This window comes from Dokdonella sp., from assembly GCF_039926425.1.
Classification (GTDB): domain Bacteria; phylum Pseudomonadota; class Gammaproteobacteria; order Xanthomonadales; family Rhodanobacteraceae; genus Dokdonella_A.
On sequence record NZ_JBDSWZ010000089.1, the window covers coordinates 1 to 15,534 of the forward strand.

Consider the following 15,534-nt stretch of genomic DNA (forward strand, 5'->3'; position numbering starts at 1 on the left):
ACATCAAATCCGCGAAGAAGCGTGCGCGCCAGTCCGAGCAGCACCGCCAGCGCAACGCGAGCGCGCGTTCGATGGTTCGCACCGCGATCAAGAACGTCGTCAAGGCGATCGAAGCGAAGGACAAGGCGAAAGCCGAAGCCGCGTTCAAGATTGCCGAGCCGGTGATGGACCGGTACGCCACGCGCGGCCTGATCCACAAGAATAAGGCTTCGCGTCATAAAAGCCGCCTGACCGCGCATATCCGCGCGCTTGCCTGATCGAGGCTTGCAGGTGGTCCCGAAAAAGCCGGCGCAAGCCGGCTTTTTCGTGTCCGAATCGGGCACCCGACGTCCCATCAGATGCCCTGCTCCTCAGCTTCGGCAGCCTCCGCCGCCGCGAGTTTCTGCTCGTCAAAGAAGCGCTGGATATCGAGACATAGTGGCCAGGTGCCTTCGCGCGCAATTGCGGAAACCAGATACCAGGGATGCTTCCACTTCAGTTTGCGCACGATCGCCTTGGCCGCTTTCTCGCGATCCTCGGGCGGCAGCAGGTCCACCTTGTTGAAGACCAGCCAGCGCGGCCGCTTCAGCAACTCCGGGTCGAATCCCTTGAGCTCCTTCTCGATGGCGCGAATCTCGGCGGCTGGGTCGCTGATCCCGTCCATCGGAGCAAGATCGACCACGTGCAGCAGCAGGCGCGTGCGCGCGACATGCTTGAGGAACTGGATGCCGAGTCCGGCGCCATCCGCGGCTCCCTCGATCAACCCGGGAATGTCGGCGATCACGAAACTGCGGTCCGTTTCGATTCGCACCACACCCAGATGCGGCTGCAATGTGGTGAACGGGTAATCAGCCACCTTCGGCGTTGCGGCCGAGACGGCACGGACCAACGTGGATTTGCCGGCATTGGGGAATCCGAGCAGGCCCACATCTGCCAGCACTTTCAATTCGAGTTTGAGTTCACGCTCTTCGCCGGCGCTGCCAGTACCAGCCCGGCGCGGCGCGCGATTGACCGACGTCTTGAAATGCACGTTGCCGAGGCCGCCGTGCCCACCCTGCGCCACCAGCAGGCGCTCGCCGTTTGTCGCGAGGTCGCCGATCTGCTCGTCGGTGTCGACATTGATGACGACGGTGCCCACAGGAACGCGAATGACCGTATCGACGCCGCCTTTCCCCGCCATCTGGCGCCCCATGCCGTTCTCGCCGCGTTCGGCGCGATAGCTGCGCTGGTGACGGAAGTCGATCAATGTATTGAGTCCCTCGTCCGCGACCAGCCAGACACTTCCACCGCTGCCGCCATCGCCGCCATCCGGGCCGCCGAACGGAATGAATTTCTCGCGCCGGAAACTGACGGAGCCGTTGCCACCGTTGCCGGCATAGACGCGGATGACTGCTTCGTCGACGAATTTCATGGGAAGGCCGGGAGTGTGGATGGAATTTGGGGCGAGGCGAAGGCAGGACCGACAGCGGCCACGGCAATCGTGAGGCGAAAATGAGGCATCGATCGGTCGGTCCCGAATCGCCCATTCCCTGTGTCAGAAACGAAAAGCCCCGCGCGCGGCGGGGCCTTCCGCAAACGTGTCACCAGCCAATCAGGCCGGAACGACGTTGACCGTCTTGCGCGCGTTCGCGCCCTTGACGCGGAACTCGACCTTGCCGCCCACGATCGCGAAGATCGTGTGATCGCGTCCGAGACCGACGCCGACGCCCGGGTGGAAACGGGTTCCGCGCTGGCGAATGATGATGTTTCCGGCATTCACAGCCTGGCCGCCAAACACCTTGACGCCGAGATACTTCGGATTGGAGTCGCGACCGTTGCGGGTTGAGCCGCCTGCCTTCTTATGTGCCATGACTTACTCCTTCTTGCCCGACGCGCCGGTGATCCCGACGATCTCGATTTCGGTGTAATGCTGCCGGTGGCCGGTTTCCTTGCGGAAATGCTTGCGGCGACGAAACTTGACGATGCGGATCTTGTCGGCGCGACCATGCGAAACGACCTTCACCGTGACCAGCGCCCCGGCAATGAGTGGCGCGCCGAGGGTGATGCCCTCGCCTTCGCCAAGCATCAGGACCTGATCCAGCTTGATCTCGGAGCCGATATCGCCCTCGAGTTTTTCCACACGCAGGGTCTCCCCCTGCGCCACGCGGTACTGACGACCGCCCGTGACAATGACTGCGTACATGGCTATGCCTCTGTAGTTATTCTGAAAACCGCCAACTTTCCGGGATTGACCGAAAAGGACCGCGGATTCTAGCGGGACGAGGCGGTCAAGGCAACCGGACGCGCAGCAGAAGCAGCGCTTTACGGGAGCGACTTCGGCTGCCATTGGCCCCGCCAGGCATCGCGCCTGAAGGCGCTCCCCCGGCGACCGATCTCGGGACGCGGACGATCCGAAGTCTGAATGCGCAAAAAAATCGCAGACGATCAGACAGGTCGCGGTTGTTATATTGGGCGTTTCCCCCATCTGCCTGCGTCATGGACATGATACGAATCCGCGGCGCCCGCACGCACAACCTCAAGAACATCGACATCGATCTGCCGCGCGACAAGCTGATCGTGATTACCGGCCTGTCCGGTTCGGGCAAATCGTCGCTCGCATTCGACACGATCTACGCGGAAGGCCAGCGCCGCTACGTCGAGTCGCTGTCGGCATACGCGCGCCAGTTCCTGTCGGTGATGGAGAAGCCGGACGTCGACCACATCGAAGGCCTGTCGCCGGCGATCGCGATCGAACAGAAGGCGACATCGCACAATCCGCGCTCGACCGTCGGGACGATCACCGAAATCTACGACTACCTGCGGCTTCTGTTCGCGCGCGTCGGGACGCCGCGTTGCCCGGATCACGACTTTGCACTCGAAGCGCAAACGATCAGCCAGATGGTCGACGCGACGCTCGCGCTCGATCCCGACAAGCGCTTCATGCTGATCGCGCCGGTCATTCGCGAGCGCAAGGGCGAGCACGTGCAGGTGTTCGAGCAGTTGCGTGCGCAGGGTTTCGTCCGCGTGCGGGTGGATGGATACGTGCATGAACTCGATGCGGTGCCGTCGCTGACACTGCGACAGAAGCACACGATCGAAGTGGTCATCGATCGTTTCCGCCCCAAGGAAGACATCAAGCAGAGGCTTGCCGAATCGTTCGAAACCGCGCTGAGGCTTGGCGAGGGAATCGCGATCCTGGTCGAGCTGGACGCCAGCATCAGCAACAAGGCGGCGCCGAAGACGGCGGAAGTCACGTTCTCCTCGCGGTTTTCGTGCCCGGTCTGCGACTACTCGCTGCCGGAACTGGAGCCCCGTCTGTTCTCGTTCAACTCTCCGGTCGGCGCATGTCCGTCGTGCGATGGCCTCGGCGTCAGCCAGTTCTTCGATCCGGCGCGCGTCGTCGTCAATCCGCAGCTCAGTCTCGCTGCCGGCGCGGTGCGAGGATGGGATCGACGCAACCAGTATTATTTTCAGCTGATCCAGTCGTTGGCGAAGCACTATGGCTTCAGCGTCGACGCCCCGTGGAACGAACTGCCGGCGTCGATCCGCAACAACGTTCTGAATGGGTCCGGCGATCAACAAATCAGTTTCCGGTACACCACCGGCGCCAGCGGCGCAGTATCGCGCAAGCACAAGTTCGAAGGCATCGTCCCGAATCTCGAGCGGCGCTACAAGGAGACCGAATCGTCGGCCGTGCGCGAGGAACTCGCGAAATACATCAGCGACCGACCGTGTCCCGACTGCGGCGGCCAGCGCCTCAACCGCAGTGCGCGCAACGTGTTCGTCAGCGATCGCAATCTGCCCGCGCTGACCGCGTTGCCGATCGACCAGTCACTCGCGTTCTTCAAGACGCTCAAGCTCGCCGGCTGGCGCGGCGAGATCGCCGTGAAGATCGTCAAGGAAATTCGCGAACGCCTGCATTTCCTCGTTGACGTCGGGCTCGACTATCTCACGCTCGACCGCCAGGCCGATTCACTGTCCGGCGGCGAGGCACAGCGTATTCGTCTCGCCTCGCAGATCGGGGCAGGACTCGTCGGGGTGATGTACGTGCTCGACGAACCGTCGATCGGCTTGCACCAGCGCGACAACGAACGCCTGCTCGGTACGCTCAAGCGTCTGCGCGATCTCGGCAACACGGTGATCGTGGTCGAACACGATGAAGATGCGATTCGCCTCGCCGACTATGTGGTGGATATCGGACCGGGCGCAGGCGTGCACGGCGGTGAAGTGGTCGCCAAGGGCGATATTGCGGCGATCCTCAAGGCACCGCGGTCGCTGACCGGCCAGTACCTTTCCGGCAAGCGCGGCATCGACATTCCAAAGAAGCGCCGCAAGCCGGACCCGGAAAAAATGCTGCGGATCCTTGGCGCATCCGGCAACAATCTCAAGAACGTGGATCTGGAAATCCCGGCGGGTCTGTTTGTCTGCGTAACGGGCGTTTCGGGCTCGGGAAAGTCAACGCTGATCAACGACACGCTGTACCGCCACACCGCGGCCGAACTCAACGGCGCGAACGAGAAGCCAGCGCCGTTCCGCGACGTCGAGGGAATGGAATTGTTCGACAAGGTGGTCGACATCTACCAGTCGCCAATTGGCCGCACGCCGCGCTCGAATCCTGCGACCTACACGGGCCTCTTCACGCCGCTGCGCGAACTGTTTGCGCAGGTTCCCGAATCGCGCTCGCGCGGCTATGGCCCGGGTCGTTTCAGTTTCAACGTGAAGGGCGGCCGCTGCGAAGCGTGCGAAGGCGATGGCCTGATCAAGGTCGAGATGCACTTTCTGCCGGATGTGTATGTCGCCTGCGATGTCTGCCACGGCAAGCGCTACAACCGCGAGACGCTGGAAATCACCTACAAGGGCTACACGATTGCCGACGTGCTCGGCATGACGGTCGAAGACGCGTTCAAGCTGTTCGAACCGGTTCCGGTGCTGGCACGGAAGCTCGAAACGCTGATGCATGTCGGCCTTTCGTACATCAAGCTCGGCCAGAGTGCGACCACACTGTCGGGCGGCGAAGCACAGCGCGTGAAACTGTCGCGCGAGTTGTCCAAGCGCGACACCGGCCGCACGCTGTATATCCTCGACGAACCGACCACCGGCTTGCACTTCCACGACATCGAGCAGCTGCTGAAGGTCTTGCACCGCCTCTCGGAAGACGGCAACACCGTCGTCGTGATCGAACACAATCTCGACGTGATCAAGACGGCCGACTGGGTCATCGATCTCGGACCGGACGGCGGCGAACGCGGCGGCACCATCCTCGCTACGGGAACTCCCGAACAGATCGCGAAGGTGAAATCGTCTTACACCGGGCACTTCCTCGCACGGACGCTCGGGATCGAGCCGGCGCGAACGCCCACGCGCGCGCGAAAGGCTGCGGCATGAACGCGCCTTCAAACGCCGACGGACACGGCGACCGCCCCAGCGCACCGAAAGCGGCTGAGTCGGCAACTGCGATCATCCGCGTGCCGCTGTCGGTGCGCTGGGGCGATCTGGATGCGTTCAATCACGTCAACAACGCCGCATTCCTCGACTACGTGCAGGAAGCGCGTTTGCACTGGATGACGAGTCTTGATGGCGCCTGGCTCGACGACGCGCAGATGCCGGTCGTCGCAGCGGCACATGTCAACTTCCGCCAGCAACTGACCTGGCCTGCGAATATCGTCGTGGAATTGCGGATCGAGCGGGTCGGTCGCTCGTCGGTGACGATTGCGCACCGGATCACCGCGTCATCCGACGCGACACGACTCTACGCCGATGGCGACACCGTGCTGGTGTGGATCGATCGCAAGAGCGGGCAGTCGATTGCATTGCCCGCGGCGATCCGCGCGGCGTGTCAGTCGCCGCTGGCGTCTGCAGGGACCACGTCGAAATAGGTTTCGACCCTGGTTCCGTCGAGAAGCAGGAACATCATCTCGACTTTCTCGCCCACTGCAATGTCGCGGCGCGGTTGCATCAACATCAGATGCTTGCCACCGGGCTTCATCTGAATGGTTTCCCCCGCAGCGATCTTCAGGCGATGCAATTCGCGCATCTTCGAGACGTCTCCGCTGGTGACTGTCTCGTGGAGCGACGTCATCCGGTACGCGTTGCTCTGCACGGTCAGCACTGAAATCGGCTCATCTCCGGTGTTCGCAAGCGTTGCATATCCGGCTGACATCTCCGAACCCGGAGGCGGCATGCGGATCCACGCATCGTGCACGGTGAGCTTTCCGGCCGCATGTGCGGGACTTGCGCCGACGAGCGCGGCGAATGCAACTTTCGTGATCAGCAGACGTGAACGATGCATGGCGATCTCCTTCGTGATCGCTATCATAGCGACACCTCCCCTCCGCAACCGGAATGCGACCATGCGCCCACTTCGCCGATTCGTCGCGCCGCTTCTTGCAATGGCCGTTCTCACAACCGTGACCGCAGCCCGCGCCACAGATCCCGCATTGACGATTTATCGCAGCGATGGCGACGCATTGTTTGACAGCGGCAGTTCTCCGGTGAATGAGGGCCACTCGGTCGTTCACGAAGAGCGCACGTTGCAACTGACCGGCTCTCGGCAGACGGTCGTCGTGGATGGATTGCCCGCCATGCTCGACACCGAAGCAGTCGCAATCAATCTCGGCAACGCGGGTCGCGTACTGGCACAGCGCATCGTTTCGGCGGGTGACGGCGGAGCACTCGCAGCACACCGCGGCGAGCGCGTCGAAGTCATCGGGAACGATGGCAGGATCGTTGCAGACGGCACGCTGGTCGCGCTCGACGGCGGGAATCTCGGCGTGCGCGATGCCGACGGACGCATCGGCTACGTGCGTGACTACGTGCGCATCATGTTTCCGGCCGGCAAGGGCCTGCCCGGCAGCACGCTGCAAGTCGTGGTCGACGGCAAAGCCGGCGCTGCGAATGTGACGCTGACCTATCCCACTTCAGGACTCGGCTGGCGCGCCGCCTATTCGGCGTTGTTGCAGCCCGGAGAGTGCAGCCTTCGGCTCGATGCGCTCGCCAGCATCGCGAATCGAAGCGGGCGCGATTTTCCCGCCGCGCTCATCAAGCTGATCGCCGGCGCACCGAATTTCGCGAAAGGCGGCGGCGGTCGGCCGATGATGATGAAGGCGATGGCGGCGTCTGCGCCCGAGGAAGCGCCGCAGCAGTCCTCGCTCGGCGACTACCGGAGTTACACGCTCGACGGCTCCCTCGATCTTCCGGATGCAAGTGTCACGCAGGTGCCGCTTTATCCAACCCGGGAGCTTCCATGCGAACGCCAATGGGTGTTCGATAACGGAACCTGGGGGTATGGACAAAAGCCGGTGCTCCAGACAGACATCGGAGAACCGGCAAGTGGTCCGGTGCTGAGTCGGCTCACCTTTTCCGCCACCGAAAACCTGCCGGCGGGCAACTTGCGCGCACTGGTCGCCGACAAGGATGGCCGCGTCGAACTGCTTGGCGAAAACCGTATTGGCGATGTGCAAAAAGGCCGACGTGTGGACGTTGGCCTCGGCGTCGCGTTCGACCTTGCCGCGACGCGCGAACGAACCGTCTTCAGCGTCGACAAGGCAGCGCGGGAAATGGACGAGGGATTTCGCGTCACGTTGACGAACAGCGGAAATTCGGCGCGTTCGATCACGGTGCGCGAGCATCACTTTCGCTGGCGCACCTGGAGTGTCGTGTCATCCAGCCAGAAGCCGGACAAGCAGACGCCCGACCTGCTGGAGTTCCGCGTGCCGGTTCCCGCGAACGGCAAGGCGACACTCGACTATCTGGTGCGCTACGTGTGGTCCGCCAGCGACGAATAACTACTCGGCCCGCATCGACTTCGAAAGACGACCGAATTTGCAACGTTTCGCCATCAGGAATCACGCATGCTCGACCTCATCCAGCACGACGACATCCACGAACTGCGACTCGCGCGCCCGCCGGTCAACGCACTTGATCCGCAACTCGTGAAACTCCTGCGTGAGGCTGTCGAGGCAAGCCCTGGCCACGGTGCTCGCGCGCTCGTGCTTTCCGGTTCGCCAGGGATGTTTTCCGCAGGCCTCGACGTGCCGGCGCTGATGCAGCTGGATCGCGCTGCCTTCCGTGTTTTCTGGGGAGATTTTTTCGGGCTCTGTGCGGCACTCGCGCGCGCGCCCATTCCTGTCGTTGCCGCGATCACGGGCCACGCGCCCGCGGGCGGCGCGGTGCTTGCGATCATGTGCGACTACCGGATCATGGCGCGCGGCGCGTTCAAGATCGGGCTCAACGAAGTGCAGGTTGGATTGTCCGTGCCCGAATGCATCCAGATGGCGTTGCGTCGCCTCGTCGGCACGTATCGCGCGGAACGTTTGATGGTCGAAGGTGCAATGCTCGACGCGGAGCAGGCGCATGTCGTCGGCCTGGTCGACGAGCTGGTCGACACCGACCTCGTTGTTGCACGCGCGGTGATCTGGCTCGGCGAACTGCTCGGATTGCCACCACAGGCGATGAGCGCCACACGCAGGATGGCACGCGCCGATCTTGCCGAGGTGTTTGCCGATCCGGCGCGTTTGCCAGTCGACGAATTCCTCGATGGGTGGTTTGCCCCCGAGGCACAGCGCTCACTCGCGGCGCTCGTCGCGCGACTCAAGTCGCGCGGATGAGCAACGAGGCGCGCGAATCGATCGAGCGGCTGCAACGGCGCCATCGACGTGGGTCAGTTCTCGCCGGGTGAACCGGTTTCCGCTGGTCTCGAACGATCACTGACCCAGCCGCTCCACGAAGGCGCAAACAGTCTCGATCCGTCGAGACCGGCGTGTTCCATCGCCAGCAGGTTGTGGCACGCAGTGACACCTGATCCGCACATGTGCACGACATCCCGCGCGTCGTGATTGCCGATCAGGCGCTGGAATTCATTGCGAAGATCGAGTGCTGGCCGGAAGCGGCCGCTGGCATCGAGATTCATCGAAAACGGACGATTGACGGCTCCCGGCACGTGCCCGGCCACCGGATCGAGCGGCTCAAGGTCGCCGCGATATCGCGGCGCTGCACGCGCATCGATCAGAACCATCGAACCGTCGTTGCGACGCCGTTCGATCTCGTCGAACCCGGCGACTCCGTCGCGACCGACGCGGACCGACACGTTCGTCGCGTCGCGCTTCGCGACGCCGCGCTCGAACTCGAAACCTGCATCACGCCACGCGTTCAAGCCGCCGTCGAGGACGGCGACGTCGGCACAACCCGCGAGTCGAAGGAGCCACCACAGGCGCGCAGCGGCAAGCGCTCCGCCGGCATCGTCGACGGCGACCACTGCGCTTCCCGGCAGCCATCCCCAACGAGCCAGCGACGCGGAGAACCCGTCGTCATTCGGCAGCGGATGACGGCCGACGCCGCGCTGCGACAGATCCGAAAGATCGCGATCGAGGTTTGCGTAGACCGATCCGGGGATGTGGCCGTCGACAGAATCACGCTCGCCTTTGCCTGGGTCCGCGAGGTCGAATCGGCAGTCGACGACGAGGACTGCGCGCTGCGCCTGCATTGCCGCCAGTTCATTCGCGGACACCAGCGTGCGCAGGTTCATCGTGCAGCCTCCAGTCGATCGAGCAGATTCTTCAGGATCGCTGCGGTCGCTCCCCAGATGCGCCGACCTTCCCACTGGAACGCAAGGATGTCGCGTTCGATCCCGCGCCACAGGATACGCTCCCGCGACAGGCTCGCCGGATCGACGATGAATGCGAGAGGGACTTCGAACACCTCATCGACTTCATCTTCCTGCAGGCGCGCGCAGTAGCTTTCGTCGACGAAACCGGCCACCGGCGTCACGCGGTAACCCGATACGGTATCGAGGCGGTCGAGATAACCGAATGCATCGACCAGCGCCGGTTCGATACCGGTTTCCTCATGGGTTTCACGCAGTGCTGCAGCGACCGCATCCGCATCGCCTGCATCGACGCCTCCGCCGGGAAAGCTGATCTGCCCGGCGTGATGCCGCAAGCGCTCGCTGCGACGCGTGAACAGCACGAACAAATCGTCCCCACGACCAACGAAGGGAACCAGCACCGCGGCCGGTCGACGTGGCAAGGATGCATCGAACACATCGGCGAGCTCGCCGGCGTTCCACGCAGTCGCAGTGGGCGGATCGGAGAGTCCACGAACCGCACGCCGAAGACGCGACGCCTGCGGAGAATGGATCGGGTTCAACCGCATGTGCGCAGCGATTCCCGCAGAGGCAGCGCGTGCTCCATCAACTCCCTGCGTTGCGCGTCGTCCATCGCGATCCAACGGGCGATCTCGTCGCCACTGCGCAGGCAGCCGTCGCAGTAGCCGTCTCGCCCAAGGACGCAGACGCCGGTGCACGGACTGAGAACGGGTGGATGGAGCGGTGCCGTCATTGCGTCCTCTTCAAATGCAGACGCCGCGTCGGAACGCGGCGTCTGCGACCTCATCGGAGAACTCGTCGTTGGTTGCACATCGAACCGGACGACGAACTCTCCAGCATCAAGCGCGATTACTTCACGTCGATGATCTTGACTTCCCAGATGAAGACCTGGTTTCCGGACGCCTGTTCCGGCGGAAGGAAGATCGTCCAGTGGTCGCCCGCCTTCATCTTCTGGATCACTTCGGGCAGCAGCTTCGTCCCGAAGATCGACGGCATGTCCGACACCTTGGCCTTGATCGGCTCGCCGACGAAGGAGCTGCGGATTTCGCGGCCACTGGTCAGCGAGACACGCACATGGAAGGTGACTTCGCTGGTCGGGACGATCGTCTTGCCGGTGCCGTCCTCGATCGTTCGATACTGCACGCCGCTCGGCAGCACAATCACGCCCTTCTTCGAGCGGTTCTGCGCCATGAACGTATCCGATTCGCTCTTGTTCTGGCTGAGCGTCTTTTCGGCCTCTGCCTTCATCTTCCCTTCGAGCTTGGCGAGCGCATCCTTCATCGCCGCTTCGGGCACCGCCGGTGTTTTCTTGCCGTACGCATCCTGGATCGCCCGGGTGACCGTTGCGATATCGACGTCCATGCTGCGATCGACCAGTCCGGAGCCGATCTGAAAGCCGATCGCGTAAGAAATCTTGCCCTTATCCGACGTGATGTCCTGCGCTGCGGCGGACCCCGTCACGAACAACGCCACAAGGGCGAATGACCAACCAAACTTCATGCCTGTGTCTCCGGAGTGGAATTGCGAATCTGCGACCGCCCCGGAATCCATACCGGGTAGAAAAGCGCGGTAGTGTAACCGAGGGGGGGCGTGGGTCCAACGCGAGCGCCATGTGGACATCGCCGGACGACCAAACGTTCAACGCTCACCCGTCACCCACGCTGCATCATGCAGCTTGCCCCTGAATGGGGACCGTCGAAAGCCCTGCTGGTAGACGCCGGGTCTCGGACCCGGCGTGCCATCCGTCAACGATGATCCTTGGCGTATTTCTTTTCGCCTGCCGTCACGGACAGATCGAGCCGGTTTTCCGGCGGAGCCAGCGGGCAGGTCGCGTAAGGGGTGAATGCGCACGGCGGATTGTAGGCCTTGTTGAAATCGATCACGACCTTCCCGTCCTTCGGCATGTCGGCGTAGAGGAAACGAGCCGACGCATAGGTTTCCTTTCCGCTGGTCCGATCCGCGAAGATGAACCACAACTCCTTCGCATCCTTGTCTTCCAGCACCGGCAGCAGCGAATACGTCTTGCCGCCGTGCGTGAACGTCGCCTTGCCGGGAACCTGCATCTTGTCGACGGTGCCGAGCACGGTCGGGACATCGAGGCTATGGGCCGGCGCGTAGGCGTCCCACTTCGCCTCGATCCGCCACGCGGAATCGATCGGGAACGTCTGGATGCCTGCAAAGTGCGTCAGCGTCTCAGCCGCCGTATCCTTCACGCGCAATCCCTTTCTGCCGTTGCGATCGATCAGATGGAAGCTCGCCGTTCCGAATGCGATCGTGGTCGGCTTTTCGTGGCTGTCATCGAGCAGTTCCGCCGACGTGGCTTTCTTGCCATCGATGGTCGCTTCGGCCTTTGCGTCCAGTTCAATGGTCGCCTTGCCGTTCGCGACGGAAATGGTTCCGAGCCGTGCCGGCCCCTTCGCCAGAACCAGGTCGTTGCCCTTTGCGCTGCCGATCGTGTTCTTGCCATCCTTCAGCCAATGCAGGCCGATCAGGCTGAGCCAACCATTCGGCGCCTTCAGCCGTTCGAGGCGCTGCGCCTGCCAGGTTTCGATCTGCCGCGTGTAGTCGCCCGCGGGCCTGGAAGAATCGACTTTGGCGGACATGAGTTGGACTCCGGCGAGGCTTGCCGCGGCGAGAGCGATGACTTTCAGCATTGAGAAGCTTCCTCTGGGGTGTTCGGATTCGGAAAGGGCGCGAGACTAACGGATCAGCGGCCGCGCAGAAACAGTCGATCGAGTTCGGGAATGGCCAGTTGCACCCAGGTCGGTCGTCCGTGATTGCATTGGCCGGACCGTTCGGTCGCCTCCATTTCGCGCAGCAGCGCGTTCATTTCGGGAACCGTCAAGCGGCGGTTTGCGCGCACCGAGCCATGACAGGCCATCGTGCCGAGAAGTTCATTCGTGCTTTCCTCGACCCGCCTGGATTCGCCATGCACCGCAAGATCGGCAATCACGTCGCGCACGAGCTGCGGAACGTCAGCGCCGTCGAGGAGAACCGGAATCCTGCGCACCGCGACACTTTGCGGCCCGCTGCGGGCGACATCGAAGCCGAGTTGCGCGAAGCGTTCGCCGTGCTCCTCGACTGCGGTCGCCTCACGTTCGCTGAGAGAGAGAGAGATCGGCACCAGGAGCATCTGCGAACGGATGCCCTCTCCGTCCTGCGCAAGCTTGAGTTTCTCGTAGGTGATGCGTTCGTGCGCAGCATGCATGTCGACCAGTACCATGCCGTTGGCATTCTCCGCGAGAACATAAATTCCGTGCAGTTGCGCGAGCGCAAAACCGAGGGGTGGAATGTCGGTTGCTTGCGGATCATTGCCGACACCCGCACGACCGGCATCTCCACCACCCAATGAAGCGGGCAGCGAACGCGACGATCCGAGCAACGCGGCATAGTCGGCAAGCGGCTCGCGAACTCCAAGGCCGAGCCCAGACTGCCTGAACATCGCGAACGCACCCGATGACGGCGCCCCGGATGCAAACGCGCCCTGGACCACTCCCCCCATGTCGGCCACGGCATCGATCCGGCGCGCGCCCGCTCGCGCACCGCCGAGTGCGTCGTTGAGTGTGCGATAGAGAAAATCGTGCACCAGGCGTCCCTCGCGAAATCGCACCTCGTGCTTGGCGGGATGGACATTGACATCCACCAGTGCCGGATCGAGTTCGAGGAACAGCACGAACGCCGAATGTCGGCCGTGATACAGCACGTCGGCGTAGGCCTGGCGGACGGCATGCGCAACCAGCCGATCGCGGACCAGTCGACCGTTGACGTGAAAGTACTGCTGATCGGCCTGCGAACGTGATGCGGTCGGGAGACCGACCCACCCGTGCAATCGAAGCCCCGCTGCCGCGTGGTCGACGCGCAGGCTTTGCCCGAGGAATTCGTCGCCGAGCACGTCGACCACGCGGCGTGCACCTTCGTCGGCATCCTGCGCCACTTTCAGCATCCGCACCGGCTTGCCGTTGTGGCTCAGGCGAAATTCCACAGTGTTCCGCGCAAGCGCGATCGACTTGACCAGCTCGTCGATATGGCCGAATTCGGTCCGCTCCGCCCGCATGAACTTGCGTCGCGCGGGCAGGTTGTAGAAAAGATCACGGACGTCCACCTGAGTGCCGACCGGAAGCTGCGCCGGACTTTGCGTACGCGGCTTGCCTCCGTCGACCTCGATGCGCCACGCCGATTCCGCACCGATACGACGCGATATCAGCGCGAACCGGGACACCGACGCAATCGATGGCAGAGCTTCGCCGCGAAATCCCAGCGTGCCAACGCGTTCGAGGTCATCGAAGGAAGCGATCTTGCTGGTGGCATGCGCGGAGATTGCCAGCGGCAGATCGTCGGCGACAATGCCGCTGCCGTCGTCGCGAATGCGGATCAGGCCCGCGCCGCCCTGCTCGATATCAATGTCGATCCGTCGCGCGCCCGCGTCCAGACTGTTCTCGACCAGCTCCTTCACCACCGACGCGGGGCGTTCGATGACTTCGCCCGCGGCGATCTGGTTGACGAGGTCGGAGGGAAGGGAGCGGATGCGCGACATGATGAAACCGCATGGGGGTTTGCATCATAGCCGAAGGTCGTCAGCCGCCCGCTGGCAGCGGTTTCAGCCCGAAGGAATCTGCAGCACTTCGCCAGCCCGAACGCCCTCGTTCGCCAATGCATTCGCCGCACGCAACTGTGCTGTCGTCAAGCCGTGACTCTCGGCAATCGCACTCAGCGTTTCTCCCCGGCCCACGACGTAGCGCGATGCACTGGATCTTTCCCGGACATTGCCGGCTGCGAACATGCTTCCCGGCGGGGGCGACGCACGGAAATACTCGCTCACGCCGCCCAGGATCGCAGTCGCCAGACGCTCTCGGTGCTCCGGACTCTTCAACCGCGCCTCCTCAGCCGCGTTCGTGATGAACGCTGTTTCGACCAGGATCGACGGCACGTCCGGCGAACGCAGTACGACAAAATTGGCCCGCTCGACATAGGCGCGGTGCGTCGGCCCGAGTTTTCTCAGGGCACTCAGCACCTGCTCTGCGACCGAGTTGCTCGCGCCCATGGTCGCGCCCTGGGACAGATCCAGCAGCACCTTGGCGAGAGTGTCGTCCTTGTCGTCGAGTGAAATGCCGCCGACGAGGTCGGCACGGTTTTCCCGGTCGGCGAGCCAGCGGGATGCCTCGTTGGTCGCGCCGCGCGGTGACAACACCCACACCGAAGATCCGCGGGCGTCGCTGCTCGTGAACGCATCGGCGTGGATCGAGATGAAAAGATCCGCCTTCGCTTCGCGCGCTTTGCTGTAGCGCTTTTCGAGCGGAATGAAATAGTCGGCATCGCGCGTGAGCATCGCCGTCATGCCGGGCGTGCGGTCGATCAGCTTCTTGAGCTGCCGTGCGACTGCGAGCGTGACTTCCTTCTCGTGCGTGCCGGTGGCACCGGTCGCACCGGGATCGTCTCCGCCATGACCTGCATCGATTGCGACGACGACGTTTCGACCTTTGCCGCTCGAGACTTCGGCGACGCTCTTGACCGGCGCAGCCTTGGCGCCCTCGGGGTACAGGTCGAGCACGAGACGGTAACCGAACTTGTCGGCGGGCGGCAGAAGGAAGCTCTTTGGATGAACGCCATCGGCGAGGTCGAAGACGACGCGCGCATCGGTCTTTCCCTGCTTGCCAGCGCGCAGACTCTTCAGCAAGCCCTTCGCCGCCGGCGCCTTGAAATCGTCGCTCAATTCGCTCCCGCGAAGGTCCAGCACGATGCGATTGGGTTTGCTGAGTTCGAACAGCTTGTACTCGACCGGTCCGGAGACATCGAACACCGCACGCGTGTATTCCGGACCCGCCCAGATGCGCAGAGTGCGGACCTGCGCGGCGCCCACGTCGACCGACGCGCAAAAGAGCGCCAAGGCGAAGAGACGAATACAGGCTGGATTGCGGATTCCCCACATGCGCGGTATTCAACTCGAAAAGCGGAGCTCAATGCAAGCTTTTTCCTTG

At 63.1% G+C, this 15,534-nt stretch carries 16 protein-coding genes; 5 read left to right on the forward strand and 11 right to left on the reverse strand.

Translation table 11 applies throughout. From position 1 onward, the window contains the following. Positions 1 to 2: 2 nt before the first annotated feature. Positions 3 to 257: a 30S ribosomal protein S20 gene (gene rpsT / locus ABIV12_RS05775; RefSeq protein ID WP_348057178.1), complete on the forward strand. Its 255-nt coding sequence runs from the start codon at positions 3 to 5 to the stop codon at positions 255 to 257. A gap of 77 nt (positions 258 to 334) precedes the next feature. Here rpsT and cgtA read toward each other — a convergent pair whose 3' ends face one another. The 3 genes from cgtA to rplU form a co-directional block, all read right to left on the reverse strand. Then, the gene (gene cgtA, locus ABIV12_RS05780) at positions 335 to 1,390 is read right to left on the reverse strand and encodes an Obg family GTPase CgtA (protein ID WP_348057181.1); all 1,056 of its coding nucleotides are present in this window, start codon (positions 1,388 to 1,390) and stop codon (positions 335 to 337) included. Positions 1,391 to 1,570: 180 nt separating this feature from the next. Further along, positions 1,571 to 1,828 (reverse strand): 50S ribosomal protein L27, encoded by a 258-nt coding sequence (gene rpmA, locus ABIV12_RS05785; protein WP_348057183.1) that lies wholly within the window; start codon positions 1,826 to 1,828, stop codon positions 1,571 to 1,573. 3 nt (positions 1,829 to 1,831) lie between these two features. Next, a complete protein-coding gene (gene rplU, locus ABIV12_RS05790) occupies positions 1,832 to 2,161 on the reverse strand; it encodes a 50S ribosomal protein L21 (RefSeq protein ID WP_348057185.1) in 330 nt (109 codons plus the stop codon). Between the two features lie 293 nt (positions 2,162 to 2,454). Between rplU and uvrA the strand changes: the two genes are divergently transcribed. After that, a complete protein-coding gene (gene uvrA, locus ABIV12_RS05795; protein ID WP_348057187.1) occupies positions 2,455 to 5,343 on the forward strand; it encodes an excinuclease ABC subunit UvrA in 2,889 nt (962 codons plus the stop codon). Beyond that, complete coding sequence (locus ABIV12_RS05800; protein ID WP_348057189.1) at positions 5,340 to 5,834, forward strand: thioesterase family protein; 495 nt, start codon at positions 5,340 to 5,342, stop codon at positions 5,832 to 5,834. Before uvrA ends, ABIV12_RS05800 begins: the two co-directional genes overlap by 4 nt. Here ABIV12_RS05800 and ABIV12_RS05805 read toward each other — a convergent pair. Then, positions 5,795 to 6,247 carry a copper chaperone PCu(A)C gene (locus ABIV12_RS05805; protein WP_348057191.1) on the reverse strand — a complete coding sequence of 151 codons (453 nt, stop codon included), beginning with the start codon at positions 6,245 to 6,247 and terminating at the stop codon, positions 5,795 to 5,797. The genes ABIV12_RS05800 and ABIV12_RS05805 overlap by 40 nt on opposite strands. Before the next feature lie 61 nt (positions 6,248 to 6,308). Between ABIV12_RS05805 and ABIV12_RS05810 the strand changes: the two genes are divergently transcribed. Together ABIV12_RS05810 and ABIV12_RS05815 are read left to right on the forward strand one after the other, a co-directional pair. After that, a complete protein-coding gene (locus ABIV12_RS05810; protein WP_348057193.1) occupies positions 6,309 to 7,742 on the forward strand; it encodes a DUF4139 domain-containing protein in 1,434 nt (477 codons plus the stop codon). A gap of 66 nt (positions 7,743 to 7,808) precedes the next feature. After that, on the forward strand, positions 7,809 to 8,564 hold the full coding sequence (locus ABIV12_RS05815) for an enoyl-CoA hydratase/isomerase family protein (protein ID WP_348057195.1): 756 nt from the start codon (positions 7,809 to 7,811) through the stop codon (positions 8,562 to 8,564). Positions 8,565 to 8,617: 53 nt separating this feature from the next. On the opposite strand, the gene ABIV12_RS05820 is transcribed toward ABIV12_RS05815, so the two are convergent. The 7 genes from ABIV12_RS05820 to ABIV12_RS05850 form a co-directional block, all read right to left on the reverse strand. Next, positions 8,618 to 9,481 carry a sulfurtransferase gene (locus tag ABIV12_RS05820; RefSeq protein WP_348057197.1) on the reverse strand — a complete coding sequence of 288 codons (864 nt, stop codon included), beginning with the start codon at positions 9,479 to 9,481 and terminating at the stop codon, positions 8,618 to 8,620. Next, positions 9,478 to 10,107 (reverse strand): CoA pyrophosphatase, encoded by a 630-nt coding sequence (locus ABIV12_RS05825; RefSeq protein ID WP_348057199.1) that lies wholly within the window; start codon positions 10,105 to 10,107, stop codon positions 9,478 to 9,480. Before ABIV12_RS05825 ends, ABIV12_RS05820 begins: the two co-directional genes overlap by 4 nt. After that, positions 10,098 to 10,292: a DUF1289 domain-containing protein gene (locus tag ABIV12_RS05830; protein WP_348057201.1), complete on the reverse strand. Its 195-nt coding sequence runs from the start codon at positions 10,290 to 10,292 to the stop codon at positions 10,098 to 10,100. Before ABIV12_RS05830 ends, ABIV12_RS05825 begins: the two co-directional genes overlap by 10 nt. A 116-nt stretch (positions 10,293 to 10,408) precedes the next feature. Beyond that, positions 10,409 to 11,059 (reverse strand): FKBP-type peptidyl-prolyl cis-trans isomerase N-terminal domain-containing protein, encoded by a 651-nt coding sequence (locus ABIV12_RS05835; protein WP_348057203.1) that lies wholly within the window; start codon positions 11,057 to 11,059, stop codon positions 10,409 to 10,411. A gap of 245 nt (positions 11,060 to 11,304) precedes the next feature. Continuing rightward, complete coding sequence (locus ABIV12_RS05840; RefSeq protein WP_348057205.1) at positions 11,305 to 12,213, reverse strand: DUF1684 domain-containing protein; 909 nt, start codon at positions 12,211 to 12,213, stop codon at positions 11,305 to 11,307. A gap of 53 nt (positions 12,214 to 12,266) precedes the next feature. Further along, positions 12,267 to 14,093: a DNA mismatch repair endonuclease MutL gene (mutL, locus tag ABIV12_RS05845; protein WP_348057207.1), complete on the reverse strand. Its 1,827-nt coding sequence runs from the start codon at positions 14,091 to 14,093 to the stop codon at positions 12,267 to 12,269. A 63-nt stretch (positions 14,094 to 14,156) separates the two neighbouring features. Then, the gene (locus ABIV12_RS05850) at positions 14,157 to 15,443 is read right to left on the reverse strand and encodes an N-acetylmuramoyl-L-alanine amidase (RefSeq protein ID WP_348057208.1); all 1,287 of its coding nucleotides are present in this window, start codon (positions 15,441 to 15,443) and stop codon (positions 14,157 to 14,159) included. Positions 15,444 to 15,534 lie beyond the last annotated feature (91 nt).